18 protein-coding genes and 1 riboswitch are annotated in these 22,339 nt (G+C 72.2%); of the genes, 9 read left to right on the forward strand and 9 right to left on the reverse strand.

The features are described from left to right. Positions 1 to 113 precede the first annotated feature (113 nt). The 3 genes from ACZ6I3_RS23660 (at position 114) to ACZ6I3_RS23670 (ending at position 3,143) form a co-directional block, all read left to right on the forward strand. Entirely contained in the window at positions 114 to 908 is a 795-nt protein-coding gene (locus ACZ6I3_RS23660) for a class II aldolase/adducin family protein (RefSeq protein ID WP_469417128.1), read from the forward strand. 222 nt (positions 909 to 1,130) lie between these two features. Then, complete coding sequence (locus ACZ6I3_RS23665; protein WP_469417130.1) at positions 1,131 to 2,510, forward strand: hypothetical protein; 1,380 nt, start codon at positions 1,131 to 1,133, stop codon at positions 2,508 to 2,510. 105 nt (positions 2,511 to 2,615) lie between these two features. Beyond that, on the forward strand, positions 2,616 to 3,143 hold the full coding sequence (locus tag ACZ6I3_RS23670) for a DoxX family protein (RefSeq protein WP_469417132.1): 528 nt from the start codon (positions 2,616 to 2,618) through the stop codon (positions 3,141 to 3,143). A gap of 56 nt (positions 3,144 to 3,199) precedes the next feature. On the opposite strand, the gene ACZ6I3_RS23675 is transcribed toward ACZ6I3_RS23670, so the two are convergent. Together ACZ6I3_RS23675 and ACZ6I3_RS23680 are read right to left on the reverse strand one after the other, a co-directional pair. Further along, positions 3,200 to 3,418 carry a hypothetical protein gene (locus ACZ6I3_RS23675; RefSeq protein WP_469417133.1) on the reverse strand — a complete coding sequence of 73 codons (219 nt, stop codon included), beginning with the start codon at positions 3,416 to 3,418 and terminating at the stop codon, positions 3,200 to 3,202. Then, positions 3,405 to 4,913 (reverse strand): PspC domain-containing protein, encoded by a 1,509-nt coding sequence (locus tag ACZ6I3_RS23680; protein ID WP_469417134.1) that lies wholly within the window; start codon positions 4,911 to 4,913, stop codon positions 3,405 to 3,407. The genes ACZ6I3_RS23675 and ACZ6I3_RS23680 overlap by 14 nt, the downstream gene beginning before the upstream one ends. A gap of 178 nt (positions 4,914 to 5,091) precedes the next feature. Between ACZ6I3_RS23680 and ACZ6I3_RS23685 the strand changes: the two genes are divergently transcribed. Beyond that, the gene (locus ACZ6I3_RS23685; RefSeq protein WP_469417135.1) at positions 5,092 to 6,378 is read left to right on the forward strand and encodes an ATP-binding protein; all 1,287 of its coding nucleotides are present in this window, start codon (positions 5,092 to 5,094) and stop codon (positions 6,376 to 6,378) included. After that, the gene (locus tag ACZ6I3_RS23690) at positions 6,375 to 7,118 is read left to right on the forward strand and encodes a LuxR C-terminal-related transcriptional regulator (RefSeq protein WP_469417137.1); all 744 of its coding nucleotides are present in this window, start codon (positions 6,375 to 6,377) and stop codon (positions 7,116 to 7,118) included. The genes ACZ6I3_RS23685 and ACZ6I3_RS23690 overlap by 4 nt, the downstream gene beginning before the upstream one ends. A gap of 25 nt (positions 7,119 to 7,143) precedes the next feature. Here ACZ6I3_RS23690 and ACZ6I3_RS23695 read toward each other — a convergent pair whose 3' ends face one another. Continuing rightward, positions 7,144 to 8,211: a C40 family peptidase gene (locus tag ACZ6I3_RS23695; protein WP_469417298.1), complete on the reverse strand. Its 1,068-nt coding sequence runs from the start codon at positions 8,209 to 8,211 to the stop codon at positions 7,144 to 7,146. Between the two features lie 424 nt (positions 8,212 to 8,635). Between ACZ6I3_RS23695 and ACZ6I3_RS23700 the strand changes: the two genes are divergently transcribed. Next, positions 8,636 to 8,989, forward strand: a complete 354-nt coding sequence (locus ACZ6I3_RS23700; RefSeq protein ID WP_469417138.1) for a hypothetical protein — start codon at positions 8,636 to 8,638, stop codon at positions 8,987 to 8,989. Here the strand turns inward: ACZ6I3_RS23700 and ACZ6I3_RS23705 are convergent. Both ACZ6I3_RS23705 and ACZ6I3_RS23710 read right to left on the reverse strand, forming a co-directional pair. Continuing rightward, complete coding sequence (locus ACZ6I3_RS23705; protein WP_469417140.1) at positions 8,967 to 9,995, reverse strand: SLAC1 family transporter; 1,029 nt, start codon at positions 9,993 to 9,995, stop codon at positions 8,967 to 8,969. The two genes, ACZ6I3_RS23700 and ACZ6I3_RS23705, sit on opposite strands and share 23 nt — an antisense overlap. A 76-nt stretch (positions 9,996 to 10,071) precedes the next feature. After that, entirely contained in the window at positions 10,072 to 11,244 is a 1,173-nt protein-coding gene (locus tag ACZ6I3_RS23710; protein ID WP_469417142.1) for a C40 family peptidase, read from the reverse strand. Between the two features lie 8 nt (positions 11,245 to 11,252). Further along, positions 11,253 to 11,411, reverse strand: a riboswitch (cyclic di-AMP (ydaO/yuaA leader). Positions 11,412 to 11,715: 304 nt separating this feature from the next. Here ACZ6I3_RS23710 and pcrA point away from each other — a divergent pair. Beyond that, positions 11,716 to 14,217, forward strand: coding sequence for a DNA helicase PcrA (gene pcrA, locus ACZ6I3_RS23715; protein ID WP_469417144.1), 2,502 nt, complete (start codon positions 11,716 to 11,718; stop codon positions 14,215 to 14,217). 66 nt (positions 14,218 to 14,283) lie between these two features. Here the strand turns inward: pcrA and ACZ6I3_RS23720 are convergent, their stop codons facing one another. Then, positions 14,284 to 15,906 carry a M23 family metallopeptidase gene (locus ACZ6I3_RS23720; protein WP_469417146.1) on the reverse strand — a complete coding sequence of 541 codons (1,623 nt, stop codon included), beginning with the start codon at positions 15,904 to 15,906 and terminating at the stop codon, positions 14,284 to 14,286. Positions 15,907 to 16,003: 97 nt separating this feature from the next. Then, the gene (locus tag ACZ6I3_RS23725) at positions 16,004 to 16,870 is read right to left on the reverse strand and encodes a lipase family alpha/beta hydrolase (RefSeq protein ID WP_469417148.1); all 867 of its coding nucleotides are present in this window, start codon (positions 16,868 to 16,870) and stop codon (positions 16,004 to 16,006) included. Positions 16,871 to 17,346: 476 nt separating this feature from the next. On the opposite strand from ACZ6I3_RS23725, the gene ACZ6I3_RS23730 reads away from it, so the two are divergent. Beyond that, positions 17,347 to 17,763, forward strand: a complete 417-nt coding sequence (locus ACZ6I3_RS23730) for a cobalamin B12-binding domain-containing protein (protein WP_469417149.1) — start codon at positions 17,347 to 17,349, stop codon at positions 17,761 to 17,763. A 137-nt stretch (positions 17,764 to 17,900) separates the two neighbouring features. Here the strand turns inward: ACZ6I3_RS23730 and ACZ6I3_RS23735 are convergent, their stop codons facing one another. Next, positions 17,901 to 19,574 (reverse strand): DUF5691 domain-containing protein, encoded by a 1,674-nt coding sequence (locus ACZ6I3_RS23735; protein ID WP_469417151.1) that lies wholly within the window; start codon positions 19,572 to 19,574, stop codon positions 17,901 to 17,903. A 139-nt stretch (positions 19,575 to 19,713) separates the two neighbouring features. Further along, a complete protein-coding gene (locus ACZ6I3_RS23740) occupies positions 19,714 to 21,069 on the reverse strand; it encodes an SWIM zinc finger family protein (RefSeq protein ID WP_469417152.1) in 1,356 nt (451 codons plus the stop codon). 145 nt (positions 21,070 to 21,214) lie between these two features. On the opposite strand from ACZ6I3_RS23740, the gene ACZ6I3_RS23745 reads away from it, so the two are divergent. Continuing rightward, the gene (locus ACZ6I3_RS23745) at positions 21,215 to 22,333 is read left to right on the forward strand and encodes an ATP-binding protein (protein ID WP_189722763.1); all 1,119 of its coding nucleotides are present in this window, start codon (positions 21,215 to 21,217) and stop codon (positions 22,331 to 22,333) included. Positions 22,334 to 22,339: the final 6 nt, after the last annotated feature.

Genomic DNA, 22,339 nt, shown 5'->3' on the forward strand with positions numbered 1-22,339 from the left:
CGCACAGGGTGGTCACAGGGGCGCTCGCCGCATCTTTACGAATCGGTTCTGTTCTTCCCTGCCTCACCGACGGTAACTTCCGCCTCGTACGAAGAATCAGCGCTGGAGGACCTATGCACGGGCCCACCCCGCCCCTGCCGCTGCCCACCGACCGGCTGCGGTTCGCGATGCCGCCCATGCACGAGTCGGTCGAGGACGAACGCCGGCACCGCAAGGAACGGCTCGCGGGCGCCCTCAGGATCTTCGGGCGGCTCGGCTTCGAGGACGGCGTCTCCGGTCACATCACCGCCCGCGACCCGGAGTTCACCGACTGCTTCTGGGTCAACCCGTTCGGGCTGCCCTTCCGGCACGTCACCGTGAGCGACCTGGTCCTCGCCAACCAGGACGGCCAGGTCGTCGAGGGCCGCTACCACGTCAACCAGGCCGCGTTCACCGTGCACGCCCAGGTGCACGCCGCCCGCCCCGACGTGGTCGCCGTCGCCCACTGCCACTCGGTGCACGGCCGGGCGCTCGCGGCCCTGGGCGGGCTGCTGGAGCCGATCACCCAGGAGAGCTGCGCCTTCTACGAGGACCACACCCTCTACGACGCCTACACCGGTGTCTCCGTCGACGCCGAGGAGGGACGGCGCATCGCGGACGCGCTCGGCTCCCGCAAGGCACTCGTGCTGCGCAACCACGGCCTGCTGACCGTCGGCGACTCGGTGGACGCGGCGGCCTGGTGGTTCGTGTCGATGGAGCGGTCCTGCCAGGTGCAGCTGACGGCGCAGGCGGCCGGGCGGCCGGTCCGGATCGACCACCGGATGGCGGTGGCGACGCGGGAGCAGCTGGGCGGCGACCTGGTGGCGTGGATCAACTACCAGCCGATGTGGCAGGACGTCAGCCGGAGCGAGCCGGATCTGCTGAGCTAGGTGGCTGTGGCTGTGGCTGTGCGGATGATCTAGGCCATAGGGGAATTCTCCCGGTCAGGTCAACACGGCACGCCGAAGTTCACCCGTGTTGACCAGACCGAGCGGACGCGAACCGGCTGGTGTAGGGCACAATTCGCTGTCGTCGCAGGGGAGTTGTACAGCGGTGTTTCCGGGGTCCGGAAGGCCGACGGTGGTTGGGTCGCGGGAAGGCGGGCGTCGGGCGTGGCGGTGCGCGAGGGACAGGGCGGCGCGGACGCGGGTGGGTACGCGGACGCGGGGGCGTATGCGGGCCGGTACGCGAGCGGACACGGCAGTGCTTATGGGAGTGCTCACGCAAGTGCCCATGGTGGTGCCCACGGCAGTGCTCATGAAGGCGGGTGCGCCTGTGGGGACTGCCCGCACGGGGCGCGTGAGGGGCACCGGCGGGCCGTCGCCGCGTTTCTGCGCAGGCGCGACGAGTTCGCGGCCGGGCAGGGGCTGCCCGCCGCGGTGGCCCACTCCGCCTCGGCTTCCCGGCAATGGGTCTCGGAGGAACTGGCGCAGTCCGCGGAGTCCGTCGCCGAGCGCGGCCGGGCCGAGGGCCGGGCCTGGCTGACGGGCCTGTGGCGCCGCACGGCGGCTGTGGTGTGGGCGGCCGTCGTGCTGTTGCTGCTCGGGCAGTGCCTCACCGCGGTCGGTGCGGGCTGGACGGCGGCGCGTACGGCCGGGCTGGCCGCGGCGCTGGCGGTGGCCGGTGCCGTGACCGCGGCGTCGTGGTTCCACCGGTCGAAGGGGGGTGCGCTGGCGCCCGTGATCGGCGACGACAACCGGCTGTCCACCTCCCGCACGGTCGCCGCGGCGTGGGTGCTGTTCGTGGCCTACGCGGTGCTCGTCCTGGCGGGGCGGCTGGCGGCCGCCTCCCGGCACCGCGAGCGGGACGCGCTGATCTCCGGGCTGGAACTCGCCCGCGGCGCCGGGGTCGTGACCGTGCTCGCCGTGGTGTGCGGGATCGCCGTGCTCGTGCGGCGGGTGGTCGGGCTGCGGGTGCTGGGGCAACGGCTGCAGAAGACGCGCGCCGACCGGCCGCGCGCCGCCGACCTGCTGACCGACGACGCGGGCCGGGGCACCTTCGCCGACATCCAGTACGTCGTCATCAGCGGTGTCGCCCTGGTCTTCGCGGCGGTGCGGCTGGCCAGGCGCCCGGACCAGTTGCCGGACCTGCCGTGGGGTCTGGCGGTCGTGGTCCTGGTGTCGGCGGCGACCTATCTGGCCGGCAAGTACGCGGAGGGCGGCCGGCCGGTCATCCTCTCCGTGGTCCGGGCCCGGGAGGCGGGCGACCTCGACGGGCCGATCCGCACGGGCGACGACATCGAGATCCGGGGCGCCGGATTCGTGCCGCCGGGTGCGCAGGGCGCCGACCGGCTGGCCCGGATGGTCGTCCGGGTGGGTGCCGTGCACGTCCACGTCCCGCTGGTACCGGTACCCGGCGGCTTCAGCAACCCGGCGGACACCCTGCTGACGGTGCCGGTGCCGGCGGATGTGGAACCGGGGCGGGTGGACGTACAGGTGGTCACGGCGGCGGGGGTGGAGACGAATCGGTACGCGGTTGACGTGACGGAGTGACGGTCGCCTGCGGCGGTCGGGCCAAAACGTGAGCGCGGTCTGTTCGTCGTACGTATGGTCTGTTGAGGGGGTCTCGGCACCGGCGGCGAGAGGCGGCTTGCAGCGATGACTCACAGTATGCGAACGGACACGAACGCCCCCCACTTCCGAGGCGACGGAGGCTGGCGGGACACCCTCGGCCGCTATGCCCTCATCCCTCTGCGCATCTTCCTCGGCGTCACCTTCATCTACGCCGGCCTGGACAAACTCACCGACAGCGCCTTCATGAAGGACTCCGGCGCCGGGTCGATCGGCGACATGATGCGTGCCGTCCGCGACTCCTCCGCCATTCCCGCCCTGGTCGACCTCTCCCTGAAGAGCCCGGTCGGCTTCGGCTACGCCATCGCCTTCGGAGAACTGGCCGTCGGCATCGGCACCCTGCTCGGTGTGCTCGCCCGTCTCGCCGCACTCGGCGGCGCGCTGATCTCCCTCAGCCTGTGGCTGACCGTGAGCTGGGCCTCCGATCCGTACTACTACGGCAACGACCTCCCCTACCTCATGGCCTGGACCCCCCTCGTCCTGGCGGGCGCGCCCCTGCTGTCCGTGGACGCCGCCCTGCGGTCGCGACGACGGCAGAGGCGGGAGTACCGGTAGCCGGAATGCCGGTGGCCGGGGGGCCGGGGCACGGGTGACCGGTGCCCCGGCGGGCACTAGTCGGTGGCGGTCCGGTCCGTCGTGCGGTGTCGGCGCAGCCGGCCCGTCAGGAACGCCACCGCACCGGCCAGGAACAGTCCGCCCGTGACGAGGGGGATCGCCACGAACCACGGGATCTCCCAGGCGCCGCCCGCGTCACCGGCGTAGAGGACGCCCGTCAGGACGAGGACGACACCGGCGACCAGCTGCCCGGGCCGGGGCTCATGACGCAGCACGGGTCACCTCCGCCTGTCCCATGCCGACCTGGAGGTCCAGGTCGATGGTGCCGGACCTCTCGACGCCCTTGGCGGGGGAGAGGGTGATCCGCTTCTGCTGGCCCGGTCTCACGTCCACGTCCTTCGTGTCGTCGCCCGGCAGCTGGAGGTCGCCGAGCCCCACGTCGACGCTCAGCCGCACGGTCACGTCCTCGGGCACGAGCACCTTCACCCGGCCGATGCCCACATCGGCGCTTGTCGTCACGGTCTGTCTCCCGGCCACGTCCAGCCCGGTCAGGTCGAGGGTGCCGACGCCGATGCCCAGTTCGTACTGCTGCCGTACGTCCGCCACCGTGGCGGGCCGCCAGGTCGTGCGGGCCCACTGGGTGCCGATGTCCTTGGGCAGTGCCGCCGAGGCGGCGAGCAGTCCGGCCGTGATGATCGCCAGGAGGATCGAGCCCGCCCCGGTCCGTCCCAGGAAGGCGCTGACGGCTATGCCCAGGCCCAGGACGGCGAGCGCGCAGGACAGACCCGTCTGCAGGCTGGTGCCCAGCGGGTGATCGTCCCAGGTCAGGTCGGTGCCCAGGGCGCCGGCGAGCAGGGCCAGCAGGAAGACCCAGCCGCCGATCCAGCGGGGGCCGCGTGCCGCGGGTGGCCGGCCGCGCGGGACGGATATGTCCTGGCGGCCGCCGGCCCGGGTGCCGAGCCCGATGTTGACGGCTGCCGCGACATCCGGGTCGCGTGCGTCGCGGGGGCCCCACAGATAGCCCGTGCCGCCGATGTGGGTGCCGTCCTTGACGATGGGGTCGCGCCACCAGGAGGGAGCGGTGATGAAGACCGGCGGCGCCTGGGGTTCGGGCGGGGCGTCGGCGGCGGCCTGGGCGGCCAGCGGGTCGGGGCTGGGGGCGCCGCGCTGGCGTGACCAGTATCCGGAGCCGGCCAGGAGTATGGAGAGGACGAAGGCGAAGGTCAGCACTCCGCCGTTGTTCAGCAGGGTCAGGAACACTCCGCAGCCGACCAGCGCGAACAGCACGGCCGTCAGGGCCTGGCCGTCGACGCGGCCGGTCAGCAGCTTGCGCACCTCGTTCTCGTCCTCGTCGTCGTAAGGGACGAGGAGCCAGACGAAGCCGTAGAAGAGCAGACCGATGCCGCCGGTGACGGAGAGCACCGCGAGCGTGATCCGGAAGATCACCGGGTCCAGGTCGCACTGCCGCCCGAGCCCGGCGCAGACGCCGGCCAGGGTCTTGTGGCGGCGGTCGCGACGGAACGCGCGCGGAGGGTCGGGCGGGCCGGGCGGGCCGGGCGGGCCAGGTGGGCCAGGTGGGCCGGTCGGGCCGGGCGGGGTGGCTTCTGCGGCCGGGCCGGCCGCGTCGGGGGCTCCTCCCTGTTCTCCCGCGCCCGCACGCCCTTGCGCGGAGGAGCCGGCGGGCGCGGCATCCCGCGGCCCGGCGCCCGGTGCGGGGCCCGGGCCGGAGCCGGGTCCCGGACCCGTCGCGGCGTGCTCGTGATCGGTCATGGGTCCATGGTGACGGGCGCGGCGCCGCCGCGGCAGTCGGAACGACCCTGGCCGGACCCTGATATCGGCCCTGAGGAGCGGCTCGGGAAGCGTTCGACAGGCCGGGGTCCGGAGATCAGGGGAGTCTCCGGGGTCGACCCTGATGCTCCGGCCTCACGGCCGTGTGACCATCAATGGCATGTCGGAAGCCGCAGCAGCGCCACTCGCCGAACCGCGGCCGCCGCGCAAGCTCTACCGCAGCAGTGACGGACGCTGGCTCGGTGGCGTGGCGCGAGGTCTCGCCGGGCACCTCGGGCTGCCCGTCGTCTGGGTGCGGCTCGTGTTCGTCGGCCTGTTCATGGCCGACGGTCTCGGTGCGCTGCTGTACGCCGCGTTCTGGTTCTTCGTCCCGCTCGGCGTCGGCGGAGTCGACGCGCAGAAGCCGCCGGCCGCCTCGGAGACCGCGCCCGACGGCCGCCGCAGACTCGTCGCCCGCAAACCCGACAAGGGCCAGATAGTGGCCCTGCTGCTCATGGTCGCCGTGGCGCTGGTGTTCGTCGGCAATGTGAACCTCAGCGGCGGGGCCCGGGCCTATCTCTGGCCGGCGGTGCTCGTCGGCGCGGGTGTCGCCCTGGTCTGGCGGCAGGCGGACAACGCCCGCCGGGCCCGCTGGGTCGAGGTCGGCCGCCGTCGGCGCACGGTCACGCTGCTGCGCGCGGGGGGCGGGGTGCTGCTGGTGACGGCCGGCGTCTCCGGCATCTTCGTCATGCAGGGCTCCGCCGCCCACCTCGGCTCCGTCCTGCAGGCGGCCCTCGCGGTCCTCGTCGGGATCACGCTCCTCGCCGGGCCGTATCTGGTGCGCATGACGCAGGACCTCTCCGAGGAGCGCCTGATGCGCATCCGTGCCCAGGAGCGCGCGGAGGTCGCCGCCCATGTGCACGACTCGGTGCTGCACACCCTCACCCTGATCCAGCGCAACGCGGAGAACGCGAACGAGGTGCGCCGCCTCGCCCGCGCCCAGGAGCGCGACCTGCGCACCTGGCTCTACAAGCCCGAGGGCACCGGCAAGGACGAGGCAGACGAACCCACCACGCTCGCCGACGCCGTGCGGCGCAACGCGGCCGAGGTGGAGGACAAGCACGGAGTGCCCATAGAGGTCGTCGTGGTGGGGGACTGCCCGCTCGACGAGGGGACCGGCGCACAGATGCAGGCCGCACGGGAAGCAATGGTGAACGCCGCCAAGTACGGTGGCGAGGGCGGAGCCGTACAGGTCTACGCCGAGGTCGAGGGGAAGACGGTCTTCGTGTCCGTCCGGGATCGCGGCCCCGGCTTCGACCTCGACTCGATACCCGCCGACCGCATGGGTGTCAGAGAATCGATCATCGGCCGCATGGAGCGCCACGGCGGCACGGCGCGACTGCGCGCGGTGCCGGACGGCGGCACGGAGGTCGAGCTGGAGATGGAGAGGGCGGAGAAGACGTCATGAGCGACCCGACCGAGGCGAACGGTACGGCGGGACCGGCGGAGGCGGCCGGGCCCGCGGAGTCGGGCGGCGGCACCGGCGGGCGCCGTGTGCGCGTGGTCCTCGTCGACGACCATCGCATGTTCCGTACGGGGGTCCAGGCCGAGATCGGGCAGACCGAGCAGACCGGTGTCGAGGTCGTCGGCGAGGCCGCGGACGTCGACCAGGCGGTCACGGTCATCACCGCGACCCGGCCGGAGGTGGTCCTCCTCGACGTGCATCTCCCGGGCGGCGGCGGGGTGGAAGTGCTGCGCCGCTGTGCCCCGTTGATGGCCGACGCCGAGCAGCCGGTCCGTTTCCTCGCGCTGTCCGTGTCGGACGCGGCGGAGGACGTGATCGGCGTGATCCGCGGCGGGGCCCGCGGGTACGTCACCAAGACGATCACCGGCACGGACCTCGTCGACTCCGTCTTCCGCGTCCAGGAGGGCGACGCGGTGTTCTCCCCGCGGCTGGCCGGGTTCGTCCTCGACGCCTTCGCCTCCACCGACGCGCCTCCGGTCGACGAGGACCTGGACCGGCTGACCCAGCGCGAGCGCGAGGTGCTGCGGCTCATCGCCCGGGGATACGCGTACAAGGAGATAGCCAAGCAGCTGTTCATCTCCGTGAAGACGGTCGAGTCGCATGTCTCGGCGGTCCTGCGCAAGCTGCAGCTCTCCAACCGGCACGAGCTGACGCGGTGGGCCACGGCTCGACGGCTGGTGTGACCCGGGGCCCCGGCCCGGCGGCCCGTCAGACCACCCGCGTCGCCCCCGCGTACGGCATCTCGTCGAGCGGGGCGACCCGTACCGGGGCCGAGGAGTTCGGGGCGTGGATCATCTGCCCGTTGCCCACGTAGATGCCGACGTGACTGATGCCGGCGTAGTAGAAGACCAGGTCGCCGGGGAGGAGTTCGGAGCGGGAGACGCGGCGGCCGGCGGCGATCTGGGAGTACGTCGTGCGGGGCAGCGCGACGCCCGCGGAGCGGTACGCGGCCTGGACGAGGCCCGAGCAATCGAAGGCGTTCGGGCCGGTCGCGCCCCAGACGTAGGGGCTGCCGAGCTTCTGGTAGGCGTAGGAGACGGCGGCGGCCGCGCGGGCGTTGGGCGCCTGCGAGGCGGCGGAACCGGGGGCCGCCAGGGTGTCCCGGAGGCCCGCCGAGGAGCGTGAGGCGCGGTTCGTACCCGGCCCTTCGCCCAGGCCGGCACGTTCCTGCGGGGTGAGCCGGGACAGCAGCCGCCGTGCGGAGCCCAGCTTGCCGGTGATCGTCTTCTTGTGCCGCTTCAGCTCCGTCTGCCGCGACTTGAGGGACGTCAGCTCGATGTGGGCGGCCCCGCGCAGCTGCTCGATCTCCCGGAGCTGCTTGCGGACGCCCGCCACGGCGGACTTCTGCCGGTTCCCGGCCCGCTCCACGAACTCGGCGTTCTCGAGGTACCGGTCGGGGTCGTCGGACAGGGCGAGCCGGAGGGCGGGGTCGATGCCGCCGTCCCGGTACTGCGCGGCGGCGACCGAGCCCAGGGCGTCGCGGGCTGAGTTGAGCCGTTCCTCCTTGCGGGCGGCCTGGTCCTGGAGGTTCCTGAGCCGTTCTCCGGCGGCGTCGGCCTTCTCCTTCGCGCCGTTGTACCTCTCGGTGGCGACCTCCGCCTCCTGGTACAGCTTGTCCACCTCGGCCTTGACCTGGCCGGGGGTGAGCTGCGGTTCGGCGTGTCCGGTTCCGTCGAAGCCCGTCGCGGTCGCCGCGCCGGCGAGCGCGATCGTGGCGGCCGTCCGGGCCGTGTTGCCGCTCGCGGTGCGCTGTCGGGGCTTGCGGTGCGCTGCCACCTTGGGAGCCACGTCCTTTCCTGCGACCGCCCAGGTGCGTGCGACGGCCGCCGTGGGGAGCGGACGGGCGGCCTGCGCGTCCGGCGGCGGCCCGCACAGGGGAAGCGGGCCGCCGCCGGACCTTCTGGCGGTGGTGCCCGACTGCCGCCCCTGGCCCGGGCGGCGGTGGGGAGCCGGTCACCTGGAGCAGGACGCTAAACCTCGCCATGGCGGGCCCGCGGCCGGTGCGCGGAACTGTCCCGAGAGGACCGACGGTGACCGTATGCGACCGTGATCCCGCCGTGGCGCCGTCGTCTTAACTCAGCGTGATGACCGAAGCGTCGATTTCATGGGCGAGTGTCGGTGATCGGGTGCTATGGGGCGCATATATGCAGCGGTGGGCCGGTGTCGGGCGGATCGGACCCCCTGATTAGGCTCCGGCCTCATGGACGTTCTCATCCACCTCTTCGTCGGCCTCCACATCATCGGCATCGCCTCGCTCCTGGGCGGCTTTCTCACCCAGATGAAGGCGATGGGCGAGGGCACCGCCCGCTACACCCCGGCGATGCTGCACGGCGCGCTGACGATGCTGGTCACCGGTGTGATCCTGGTCGGTCTCAACCAGGCCGACGACCAGTCCGTGAACGACATCAAGATCGGCGTGAAGCTGGCCCTGCTGATCGTGATCCTCGGCCTGGTCTACGTGAAACGGGACGACGAGAAGGTGGACAAGGGCCTGTTCGGCCTGGTCGGGCTGCTGACCACGGCGAACGTCTTCATCGCCGTGCTCTGGACCTGACACGGCGGCCGCGCCGGGTACCGGACCCGCCACCGGACCGGGCCGAGGCGGCCGTCCAGAGGGCGGCCACGAGCCACGCGGCCACCGCGATCCACAACAGCGCCTCCCCGAAGCCGTCGAGCCAGGAGACGTCCAGGGCGACGGCGACGGCCAGTGCCGCCGTCGCCGTCTTGGCCCAGGTGAACACGGTCGCCCAGCGGCGGACGTCATGGCGGGGCCGGGGCCACAGGAACTCGGCGGCGAGCAGCACGGCGCAGCAGACCAGCGCGAGCACGAGCAGCGCGACGGTCACCGTGTGCAGGACGTCCCGGTCGTCTTCGTTCCACAGGTACAGACGCGCGCTGTCGGCGCTGAGCAACCGCGCCCCGGCGAGCGCCGAGAGAGCGAGCGCCCCGCCCGCGAGCCAGTGATCGCCGGCCCCCTCGGCCACCTGCCGCACATCGAAACGGACCAGGGCGAGGACGTACAGCACCAGACCCAGCCAGAACAGCACCAGAGCCGCGTGCGCGAGCCACGCCTCCGACTCCGCCGCGGCCAGCGTGGCGCCGAGCACGGCGAGCCCCTGGGTGGCCATGCAGCGCGCGAACACCGTCCCGGGTCCGCGCCGCTCCCCGCCCTGCGGGACGAGGACGAGCGGCACCGGCCAGAGCAGTACGGCGAGCACCAGCAGAGTCACGGCCGGCGCCTGCGAGCCGGCCGCCGAGAAGGCGGTGCCCAGGACGGCCGTCGCCGCCACGGTGGTGAGGGCAGTCGTCGTCACGCTCTCGAGAACGCCCGGCCTGCGCGTGTACGCCCGCCACCTGGTCCCGGCCCGCAGCAGCCGCCGGGTGAAGTCCGCGGCGAACAGCAGCCAGGCCGCGCAGGCCAGGCCGAGGGCGATGCGGGAGAGGACCTCGTGCCCCGCCAGATCCAGACCGACCGACAGGGTGCCGGTCGCCAGTACGGCGGCACTGGCCGCCGGAGCACGCTGCGCCCACCAGGCGACGGAGGGGGAGGGGCCGGGCATGGGGCCGATGCTAGGAGGCCCCGCGCGCGTTACGGGCAGGGCACGCGCGCGGGGTCCCAAAAACCTGCGAGACCCGTCAGGCCGGCCGCACCACGCTGTGGATCGACGACTCGCCGTCGTAGTAGATCGACTCCTCGCGCACGTACGTGCCGGGCTTCGGAGCGTGGATCATCATGCCGTTGCCGATGTAGATACCGACGTGGGTGACATCGTCGTAGAAGAAGACCAGGTCACCGGGCCGGGCGTCGGCCAGGGGGACCGTGGTGCCGGCGTTGACCTGGTCGTACGTCGTGCGCGGCAGGGTCACCCCGGCGGCCTTCCAGGCGGCCTGGGTGATGCCGGAGCAGTCGTAGGAGCCGGGGCCCGTGGCGCCCCAGACGTACGGCTTGCCGATCTGGGCGCGGGCGAAGGCGAGCGCCTTGTCGGCCTTGGTGGCGTACGAGGAGTCGGGCGCGGTGGACGACGAGGACGAACCGGCCGAGGACGAGCCGCTGCCCTGCTGCTGGGCGGCTTCCCGCTCCTGTTCCCGCTCCTTCTGCTGCTCGGCCTGCTGCCGGGCCAGCTCGGCGGCCTTGCGGGCGGCCTCCTGCTGCTTCTCCTTCTCGATCGCCGCGAGCCGCGCCTTCTCCTCGGCGGTCAGCTTCGACAGCAGCTCGCGCGCGTCGGCTAGCTTCCTCTGTACGGTCGCCTTGGCCGTCTTCAGGTCGCCCTGTGACTCGGTGAGCGTCTCGAGGCTCTCGGTGGCCTCCTGACGCTTCTCCATCGTCTCTGACTGCTGGGTGACGTAGTCGTCGACCGCCACCTTCTGACGGCCGGTCATCCGGTCCATCAGCTGGGTCTGGTCGAAGTAGTCCTGCGGGGTGTCCGCGAGCAGGAACGTGGCGGTGTCCGGGGCGGAGGCGCCGGTGCGGTACTGGGCGGCGGCGAAGGTGCCCAGCTCCTCCCGTGCCTCGTTGAGCTTCTCGGTGCGCTGGGCGACGTCGTCGAGGAGGGTGTCTACGCGCTTGCGCTGCTTGGCGGTCTTCTCCTTGGCCCCGTTGTACTTCTCGGTCGCGGACCCCGCCTGGCGGTAGAGGTCGTCTACCTTCTTCTCGACTTCCTCCAGGCTGGGCTTGTCGTCGGCCTCGGGGGCGGCGTTGGCCGACTGGGACAGCAGGGCCACGGAGGTGAGGGCCGCCGTTGCGAGGGCGGGGGTCCGTATTCCTGCCACGCGCGAACCCGTAGGACGCGACTTGCGGTGCGACGCCAAGGGAGGCGACTCCTTCCATGCTCCGCCTACCGGGTTAGCTGTCGGGTTCGGGCGGGTGCTTCGGAAGGGTTGCCCTACGGCCTGCTCCGGAAAGGGAGTCGGGCCGATTCACCCCGGGGGTCTCGGTGGGTCCCCGGCTCTGGCTGCCGCTGCGGCACGCCGGACTCGGCGGAGGCCACGCGGCCCGGCGACGTTCGCCGGTGGGGGTCGTGTGACCTCCTCGCACGGTAGCCAACTCGTGTGGCCCTTGTGAAGGTTGATGGGTGATATGCCCGATACATTTCCGTGACCTTGCTCATGAACATCGCCGAGAGTGATCAATCGAGGGGGATTGGTCACCGTTCGGGAGTAATTGTGAAGGCTGTAGCGGCCTGTGTTCGAGCGCTCCTGGAGGGTGACAGGGGGGTCGTTTCGGCGATGTTCTCAGGGCGGCGGCGGGCTGTCAGTGCGGCGCCCTAGACTCGGAGAGCGATGAGCAGCCTCTTTGACGACAGCTTCCTGGCGGACCTCCAGGCCCAGCGGGGCCCCGCGGACGAGCCCCCGCCGCCGCCCGAGGACGATCACGGACCGGAGCACGTTCCGGACGATCTGTTCGGCGGGAAGTTCGACGTGCCGCCGGACCGCGACGCCTACTACCGGGACGGCGCCGCCCGCCCGCCGGTGGACGCCGCCGCGCTCCTGGAGGGGCTGAACGACAACCAGCGCGCCGCCGTGACGCACTCCGGCTCCCCGCTGCTCATCGTGGCCGGCGCCGGCTCCGGCAAGACCCGCGTGCTCACGCACCGCATCGCCCACCTGCTCGCCGAGCGGCACGTCCACCCGGGCCAGATCCTCGCCATCACCTTCACCAACAAGGCCGCAGGCGAGATGAAGGAGCGCGTGGAGCAGCTCGTCGGCCCGCGCGCGAACGCCATGTGGGTGATGACGTTCCACAGCGCCTGCGTGCGCATCCTGCGCCGGGAGAGCAAGCGGCTCGGCTTCACGTCGAGCTTCTCGATCTACGACGCCGCCGACTCCAAGCGCTTGATGGCCCTGGTCTGCCGCGACCTGGACCTCGACCCCAAGCGCTTCCCGCCGAAGTCCTTCAGCGCCAAGATCAGCAACCTGAAGAACGAGCTGATCGACGAGGAGGACTTCGCCGCCCAGGCCGCCGACGGCTTCGAGAAGACCCTCGCCCAGGCCTACGCGATGTACCAGTCGCGGCTGCGCGAGGCGAACGCCCTCGACTTCGACGACCTGATCATGACGACGGTCAATCTGCTGCGCGCCTTCCCGGACGTCGCCGAGCACTACCACCGCCGCTTCCGCCACGTCCTCGTGGACGAGTACCAGGACACCAACCACGCCCAGTACGCCCTCGTCCGGGAGCTCGTGGGCACCTCCGAGCACCCCGTCGACGTACCGCCCAGCGCGGACGACCTGCCGCCCGCCGAGCTGTGCGTGGTGGGTGACGCCGACCAGTCGATCTACGCCTTCCGCGGCGCGACGATCCGCAACATCCTCCAGTTCGAGGAGGACTACCCGGACGCGACGACGATCCTGCTGGAGCAGAACTACCGCTCCACGCAGACGATCCTGAGCGCGGCCAACGCGGTCATCGAGCGCAACGAGTCCCGCCGCCCCAAGAACCTGTGGACCAACGCGGGCACGGGCGCGCAGATCACCGGCTACGTCGCCGACACCGAGCACGACGAGGCGCAGTTCGTCGCCGACGAGATAGACCGTCTCACCGACGCGGGCGAGGCGAAGGCGGGCGACGTCGCCGTCTTCTACCGCACCAACGCCCAGTCCCGTGTCTTCGAAGAGATCTTCATCCGCGTCGGCCTGCCCTACAAGGTCGTCGGCGGCGTCCGCTTCTACGAGCGCAAGGAGGTCCGGGACGTCCTGGCCTACCTGCGCGTGCTGGCCAACCCGGAGGACTCGGTGCCGCTGCGCCGGATCCTCAACGTGCCCAAGCGGGGCATCGGCGACCGCGCCGAGGCGATGATCGACGCCCTCTCCCAGCGGGAGAAGATCAGCTTCCCGCAGGCACTGAAGCGCGTCGACGAGGCGTACGGCATGGCCGCGCGCTCCACCAACGCCGTCAAGCGGTTCAACACGCTGATGGAGGACCTCCGTACGGTCGTCGAGTCCGGCGCCGGCCCCGCCACCGTGCTGGAGGCGATCCTGGAGCGCACCGGGTACCTCGCCGAGCTGCAGGCCTCCACCGACCCGCAGGACGAGACCCGGATCGAGAACCTCCAGGAACTCGCCGCCGTCGCCATGGAGTTCGAGCAGGAGCGCGGCGAGGACGCGGCGACACCAGGGGCTGCCGCCCCGGGGGGCACCCTGGCCGACTTCCTCGAGCGGGTCGCGCTGGTCGCCGACTCCGACCAGATCCCCGACGAGGAGGACGGCGACGGCGTCATCACGCTGATGACCCTGCACACCGCCAAGGGCCTGGAGTTCCCGGTCGTCTTCCTGACCGGCATGGAGGACGGCGTCTTCCCGCACATGCGCGCCCTCGGCCAGACCAAGGAGCTGGAGGAGGAGCGGCGCCTGGCGTACGTGGGCATCACGCGCGCGCGGGAACGGCTGTATCTGACGCGCTCCACCCTGCGCAGCGCCTGGGGGCAGCCGTCGTACAACCCGCCCTCCCGGTTCCTGGAGGAGATCCCGCCGACCCACCTGGAGTGGAAGCGGACCGGTGCGACCGCGCCCGCGTCCTCCGAGCCGGTCTCCGCCGTGGCGGCCTCGCTGTCGTCGTCCCGTTCGCGTTCGTCGGTGTCGGGCGCCTCCGGTTTCGCCACACGCCGCTCCGCCGAGAAGCCGGTCGTGTCACTGGCGGTCGGGGACCGGGTCACGCACGACCAGTTCGGGCTCGGGACCGTCGTGGCGGTCAAGGGCACGGGCGGGAACGCCGAGGCGACGATCGACTTCGGGGACAAGCCGAAGCGGCTGCTGCTGCGGTACGCGCCGGTGGAGAAGCTGTAGCCCGGTGAGGCGGTAGTCCTGTGAGGTGAGCCTCCGCCGGCCGGACCGGCGGGGGCTGCCGGGACGTTACGTCGGGTCGACGCCGTGGCTGCGCAGCCACGGGAGCGGGTCGATCGGCGAGCCGCCGGCCGGACGCACCTCGAAGTGCAGATGAGGGCCGGTCGAGTTGCCGGAGTTGCCCGAACGCGCGATTGCGTCGCCGGCCTTCACGGACGTACCGGAGGGGACCGTGTAGGTGGAGAGGTGGCAGTACCACGTCTCCGTGCCGTCCTTCGCGGTCAGGATCAGCATGTTGCCGTACGCGCTGTTCCACTGCGTGCGGACGGTGCCGTCGGTCGCGGCCATCACGGTCGTGCCGTACGAGACGGGGAAGTCGATGCCGGTGTGCAGGGACATCCAGTTGATGCCGGACGAGCCGTACTGGGCGCTGAGTCCGTGGCGGGCGACCGGCATGGCGAACTTCGGACGCAGCCGCTCCTTGCGGGCCGCCTCCTCCGCCGCCCGCTTCTTCTCGGCCACCTGCTGAGCCTTGAGGTCGATACGTTCCTGCGTACGACTGGCCCGGTCGGCGAAGTCGTCCGCGCCGGCGGAGAGACTCTGCAGCTGTGTGTCCAGCTTGTTGTTGGCGGCGGCCGGCTTCACCGGCTGCGCGTCCGCCGCGGTGGTCTGCGCCTCCGCGGCACTGTCCTCGGTGAGGCTGCCGACGGACGCGGCGGCGATCCCCGCGACGCCCATCACACACGCCGAGGGCACCGCGATGGTCATCAGCGCCGAGCGCTTGGGGGGTGTACGGCGGCGGGACCGGGACCCGGCGCGCGAGGCCGCCCGTGCGGCGGTGCGCGGGCCGACCTCTTCCTGGCCGTCCAGGAGCGGGGCGACGGTGGGCAGTTCGCCGGTGGCGGCCGGCTCACCGCCGTCCGCGGCGGGGTCGTCGTAGGAGGCCCCGGTGGCCTCGTCGTAGCCGAGCTGCTCGAACGTCGCCGTCTCTTGCTGGTGGAAGGCGTCCGCGTGCTGCTCGTACCCGTCGGGGGGCGGCGCGGCGGAGCCGTCGGAGTTCCACTGCGTGGCGTCGTAGGTGCCGGTGTCGAAGGCCTGCGTGCCCCATTCCCACTGCTGGGTCTGGTCGGCGGGATTGCCGGACTGGTCGGGCTGGAGCCAGGCGCCGGTGTCCCACTGGCCGCTGGCGTCCGGGGACGCGGCCTGCGGCGGGATGACCGACAGCGGCTGCTGCTGGGCCGGCCAGGAGGTCGTGTCGTAGACGCCGGTGTCGTAGGCGGCGTGGTGCTGGGCCGCGTACGCGTCGTAGTGCGGGTTCTCGTGCGTGCCCGTGGGCCAGTGACCGGTGTCGTACGTGCCCGTGTCGGGGCCGCTGCCCGGGAGGTTGCCGAAGAGGGGGTCGCTGGCGAAGCTCGCGGTGGTGTGCCCGGTGGCGTCGAATCCGGTGGCGGCGTAGTCGCCGTACGTGGTGAAGTCGCCGTACGGGGCTTCCTGGGTGCCGTACGACGCGTAGTGCGCCGAGGCGGCCTCGGAAGCCGGAGCCGGGGGCATGGTCCCCGACGGGTGACGGTCGTTCACCAACTTCTCTTTCGCCTCGACAACAGGGGCTGCCAGAGCAGTGCGGCGACTGTACCCGGCGGTACGCGGGCACGACAATCTTCGGCAGGTTTCGCGCGCGCATGAAACGGGCATTCGGCCGTGTTTTGGCGGACGGCGGGCGCGGGTTTGGCTTTGTGTTCGAAGTTTGTTCGACATTTCGATGCGAGGCGCGCATCGGTCGGGTCCGGTTTCAGGCCACCGTGAGGCCGCCGGTGTGATCGACGGACGGTTCACCCGGGTGGGCCGTGTCGAGGACCTGCCGTATTCCGTTGGCGACTGCGGGGTGCACGGGCAGCGCGAGATGGCCGATACCGGTCACCCGCACGTTCTGCACCGTCAGATCGGGATGGTCGATACAGGCCGTCTCCAGCGGGTCCATCACGGTGTCCAGGTCGCTCCAGTAGCTGACGAAGTGCGTACGGCAGTCAGGGGCGGGCCGAGTGAGCTCCTCGAGCACCGGTGAGCCGGGGCGCATCTGGCGCACGATGGGGTGCGCGTCCGCCAAGGGCGCGACCCGGGTGCCGGAGTGCGGCGTGCCGAGGGTGACGAGGGTCCGGACGCGGGCGTCACCGCCGAGCCGCTGCACGTAGTAACGCGCTATCAGGCCGCCGAGGCTGTGCCCGACGACATCGACCTGCCGGGCCCCGGTGCGCTCGCAGATCTCCTCGATGCGCTCGCCCAGCAGCTCGGCCGCGGCGCGTATGTCGCAGGTCAGCGGCGAGTAGTTGAGGGATTCGATCTGCTGCCTGCCGTGCTGGGCGAGGCTGCGGCGCAGCAGGACGAAGACCGAGCGGTTGTCGATGAAGCCGTGCAGCAGGACGACCGGGGGCTTGGCCTCCGTGGGCAGTTGGGCGGCACCGTCCGCCGGGGGCAGTGCCGGGGCGGGGGCCCGTCGCTCCTGGGTGATGCCGGAGGGGTAGAGGAGGAGGTGCCCGGCCAGGATCGCGATCTCGAGGGCGGTGGCCTTCAGAAGTGCCACGGAGAGTCCCGTCAGCCGGCTCGGCAGCAGGCGCTGGCAGAACGGAAGAAAGGGCAGAGCAGCCCTGGTGACCTTCATGGCCGACCTCCTGTCGGCACGCGGAAGGACGGCTCCGCCCCCCGTGTGCCCTCATGGAAAGCTGCTGCGAAGACGGCCGGCGATGACCATGTGAGCGGCCTGAGCCGCGTGTGCCGTGGGGCCTGAGTGAGGCGTGTGGCGTGTGTGGCGCCAGTGGTCCCCTGGGTGCGGTACGTGCCGTCCGTGCGGTTCTTGCCCTGCGTGTCTTCGCCGAAGTGCCGTACCGCCGCTGTGCGTGGTGGGTGGGGCGGCGGTACGGCGACTTCGTCGCGGCTCCCCTTGCGCTTGTCCCACCGTGTGATTTCCCCCTCGGTCCGCAGCGCGAAACTGCCGGTTGCGGGATCCTGGAGATAACGTTCGTTCACTTGCCCGGACGATGCGGGGCGGGGTGTCCGTGCGGTGCGGCGTGTACGGCGTGCCCGATGTGTGCGGTACTTGTCGGTACGGATGGATGTATTCGCTTCATGGAGGCAGTGATGGGTGTGGCAGCCGGTCCGATCCGCGTAGTGGTGGCCAAGCCGGGGCTCGACGGCCACGATCGCGGGGCCAAGGTGATCGCGCGGGCCCTGCGTGACGCCGGTATGGAGGTCATCTACACGGGGCTCCACCAGACTCCCGAGCAGATCGTCGACACGGCGATCCAGGAGGACGCCGACGCGATCGGGCTGTCCATCCTCTCCGGTGCGCACAACACGCTCTTCGCGGCGGTGATCGAACTGCTCAAGGAGCGGGACGCGGCGGACATCCTGGTCTTCGGCGGCGGGATCATCCCCGAGGCGGACATCCCGCTGCTGAAGGAGAAGGGCGTCGCGGAGATCTTCACGCCCGGCGCGACGACGACGTCGATCGTGGAGTGGGTCCGGACGAACGTGCGTCAGCCGGCCGGGGCGTAGGCCTCCGGCGGTTCGGCGGGGACGACTTCGGCCGGCCGGAGCCGGAGCCGGATCCGGTGCCGGTGCCGGTGTCGTGGCTGGTGGGCCTGGTGTCGGCCGGGGCCGGTTCCTTGCGCAGTCGTCGGGTGCGTTCCTACCTACGACGCGCCCAGTTCCTCCGTCATCGCCGCGCGCAGCCGCAGGGTCGTGACCAGGCGCTGGAAGGCCTCCGCCCAGTAGCCGCCGGCTCCGGGTGACGCGTTCTCCGGTTCGTCCGGTACGGCCAGCAGAGCGTCGAGACGGCCGGCTTCGGACGGGTCGAGGCAACGCTCGGCCAGGCCCATGACCCCGCTGAAACTCCATGGATAACTCCCTGCGTCCCGAGCGATGTTGAGCGCGTCCACCACCGCCCGGCCGAGCGGCCCGGACCACGGCACCGCGCACACCCCGAGCAGCTGAAAGGCCTCGGACAAGCCGTGCGTCGCTATGAAGCCGGCCACCCACTCGGCCCGTTCGGCGGCACCCAGCGTGCCGAGCAGCTTGGCGCGTTCGGCCAGGGACACCGCGCCCGGGCCGCCCGCCTCCGGTGCCGAGGACTCGCCGAGCAGCGCACGCGACCACTCCGCGTCCCGCTGGCGCACCGCCGCCCGGCACCACGCCGCGTGCAGTTCGCCCTGCCAGTCGTCCGCCACCGGCAGTGCCACGATCTCCCGGGGTGATCGCCCGCCCAGCCGACGCGACCAGGTCCCGAGCGGTGCCGCCTCCACCAACTGGCCGAACCACCAGGACCGTTCTCCCCGTCCCGCCGGGGCCTTCGCCACGACGCCGTCGCGCTCCATCGCCGGGTCGCACTCGTGGGGTGCTTCGACGGCGATCGTCGGCGCGGTCGGTGCACTCGGTGCGGCCTGGGCAGTCTGAGCCGCCGGTGCGGCCTGTGGGGTCTGTGTGTGGTCGATGGCCACACATGCCTCCGCCCTGACCGCCATCCGCGCGGCGAGCGCCGAACCGGGCAGCGCCGACAGCAGCTCCGCCGCCGTCGCCCGGACGTTGCGGCTGCGGTCGGCCAGGGCCTGTTCCAGGAACGGCTCGTCGTGCGGGCCCAGGCCCGCGCGCAGGGAGTCGAGGAACATCAGCCGGTCCTCGGCCCGTTCCGTCGTCCAGGTCGCGGCGAGCAGTTCGCGTGCGGCGGCCGGTTCGCGGGAGCGCAGGGCGGAGAGGAGGGCGACCCGTTCGGCGAACAGGCCCTCCTGCCACAACCGCTGGATCCGGTCGTCGTCGACCTGTGGCAGGGCCGCTCCACCGCCCGGTGCCGAGCGCAGGGCGAACCGCCAGTCCTGGTTCAGCCGCGCCAGCCACAGGGCACGGGGCCCCGCGAACTCCAGCACCGCCGGACGCAGGTCGGTACGCCCCCGGGCCGCGTCCAGCAGCGCGGGAAGCGCGGGTGGAGGCGGCGCGAAACCACGGGCGTTGGCCGCCGCGAGCCACTGGGGCAGCAGCTCCATCAGGTCGGGCGCGGCGCCCCGGCGGCCACCGCCGGACGGGCCGGGGCGGTCGGCCAGCAGCAGGGCGAGTCTGCGGGCCGCCGCGGGCGGCAGCGGCGGACGAGGGTCGTCCGGGGCCGCCTGCGGGCGCTCCGCCGCCCGCGCGGGACGCAGACCGGCCCGACGCCGCACGGTCTGCGTCGCCGCCGCGTCCAGCAGGGCCACCGGTGCCTCCGGGCCCGGCCCGGAGCCCGGCGGGGTGCGCCGGTCCGTGCCCAGCAGCGCCGTGGTGACGAGCCCCTCCCAGTCGCCCGTGACGGGCGCGTCCACAGCGGCGGAGGTCCTGGTCATGAGCGTCCTTTCCGCGGGGCGCCCGTGAGTGGTTGAAGTCTCACCCTCATCGGTTGTCCCGTGATGCCTGAAAGATGCGTTGATTTGGCTGATTCATGGGAAGGGTGGGGCGGATCGGAACGGCCGGCCCGCCGTCGGTTCAGCACAGGGCCACCGCGTCGCCCGTCCCCTCGGGCCAGGCCGTCAGCGGGGTGAAGCCCTGGTGGCCGCACTCGCCGAAGACCCTGACCGGGGCGCCGCCCGACAGGGCGACCAGCCGCCACAGGCCGGGCCGGGAACGCGCGGCGGGTGTGAGCGGCAGCGCCGCGTCCTCGTCGGCGTCCGCCAACTGCCAGGAGCCGCCGTCCGGAGTGGGGACGACCCGGTCCAGCGTCACCGGGACGGACTCCAGCCAGGGATCGTCGCGCAGGGCGTCGCCGTAACGGGCCGCCGCCTGCGACGTCGTGATCCCCGGCGGACGTATGTCCGAGGGCGTGGGCGGTGCGAACCGCTCGCCCAGGGCCACCCGCGACTGCCCCGCGCCCGGGTAGACGGACATCTCGGCATCCAGGGTCAGGCCCACCGGCAGCGCCAGCTCCGGGGCGCGGCCGGCGGCGCCGTAGGAGAGGAGCAGCACGGTGCGGTGCGAGCCGGCGCCGTGCAGCCAGATCCTGCGGGTCGTCAGGCGTGGGTCCGTCGTGTCGTACTGGGCGAGCACCAGCCAGCGGTCCCGCACCGGCGGGCCGTCCGCGGAGGCCGGCAGGCCGATCCGGGAATGGACCGTGGCGGCGAGGTCGTCCGGCAGCCGCTCGCGGCGCAGCCAGCCCTGGCCGAGGAGATGCAGCAGCGCGCACTCCTCCAGCAGCCGCACCGGCCAGCCCGGACCGGTGGACGGAATCGTCCCCAGCTCCCGGACCCGCGCGGCAAGGCCCTGCGCCTGCGCGTCGACCATGCGGGCCGCCGTCTCCTCCCACAGGCCGTAACCGGACTGCTCCGCTGTCGCCAGGCCGCCGCGCAGCAGGTCCGCCAGGCGCTGCTCCAGCTCCACCGCACCCGCCGTGACCCGCTCGGCCCGTCGCTCCGCCCGGCGCCGCGCCGCTTCCGGATCAGCGGACCCGGACGGCGCGGCCGGGCTCTCTTCCGCGCTCTTCTCCTCCGCGCGCTTGCGCCGTCCCGCTAGCCACTGCCCGGCCCACTCCGGTGCCTGCCCCGGTGGCACCGCTCCCTCGCCGCCCGCCCAGAGCAGCAGCAGCCCGAGAGCGTGCTTGCACGGGAACTTGCGGCTCGGGCAACTGCACTTGTACGCGGGCCCGGAGGCGTCCGCGATGTCGACGACCGTCTGATACGGCTTGCTCCCGCTGCCCTTGCACAGCCCCCACACCGTCCCCTCGTCGGAACTCCCCGCCTCGGACCACGGCCCCGCCGCGCCGAGTTTGCTTCCCGCTTTGCGTGAAGCGGTGTCAGGCGCCAGTGCCAGCACCTGGTCCGCCGTCCAGCGCACCCCCTGCTGAGTCATGTCATCGAAGGTAGATCCCACCACTGACAATCGGGTCCGCGAGCGGCTCCGACGGAGCATTTGCGCAGGTCAGAACGCATTGTCAGTGGTGTGGTGCAACGTGGTCACCAGATCCGAACCGGCCGAGCTGGAGGGGGACTCAGCCATGCCTGTGTCCGTTGAACCGACGTCGCAGACCGATGGTGCCGAGGCGCTGCGGCCGCACGCCGAGGACGCTTTCGCCGGCGAACTCGCCGCACTCGCCGCGCAGGACGACCGCCCGCGCCCGGCCCGCTGGAAGCTGTCGCCGTGGGCCGTCGCGACCTACCTGCTCGGCGGCACGCTGCCGGACGGCACGGTGATCTCACCGAAGTACGTGGGCCCGCGCCGCATCGTCGAGGTCGCGGTCACCACGCTCGCCACCGACCGCGCCCTGCTCCTGCTCGGCGTGCCCGGCACGGCGAAGACCTGGGTGTCCGAGCACCTGGCCGCGGCGGTCAGCGGCGACTCCACGCTGCTGGTGCAGGGCACCGCCGGAACACCGGAGGAGGCCATCCGGTACGGCTGGAACTACGCGCGGTTGCTCGCCCACGGCCCGAGCCGCGACGCCCTCGTGCCCAGCCCGGTCATGCGGGCGATGGCCGACGGCATGACCGCCCGCGTCGAGGAACTGACGCGTATTCCGGCCGATGTGCAGGACACGCTCATCACGATCCTGTCGGAGAAGACGCTGCCGATACCGGAACTGGGCCAGGAGGTGCAGGCGGTCCGCGGCTTCAATCTGATCGCCACGGCCAACGACCGCGACCGCGGGGTCAACGACCTGTCGAGCGCCCTGCGCCGCCGCTTCAACACGGTGGTGCTGCCGTTGCCGGAGAGCCCCGAGGCCGAGGTCGACATCGTCTCGCGCCGCGTCGACCAGATCGGCCGCTCCCTGGACCTCCCGGCCGCGCCGGACGGCCTCGACGAGATCCGCCGGGTCGTCACGGTCTTCCGGGAGCTGCGCGACGGGGTCACGGCCGACGGCCGGACGAAGCTGAAGTCGCCCAGCGGCACGCTGTCCACGGCCGAGGCGATCTCGGTGGTCACCAACGGACTCGCCCTGGCGGCCCACTTCGGTGACGGCGTGCTGCGGCCGAGCGACGTCGCCGCGGGGATTCTCGGCGCGGTGGTCCGCGACCCGGCGGCCGACCGCGTCATCTGGCAGGAGTACCTGGAGACGGTCGTCCGCGAGCGCGACGACTGGAAGGACTTCTACCGGGCCTGCCGTGAGGTGAGTGTGTGAGCGGTA

This window comes from Streptomyces sp. NPDC041940 (assembly GCF_055589465.1).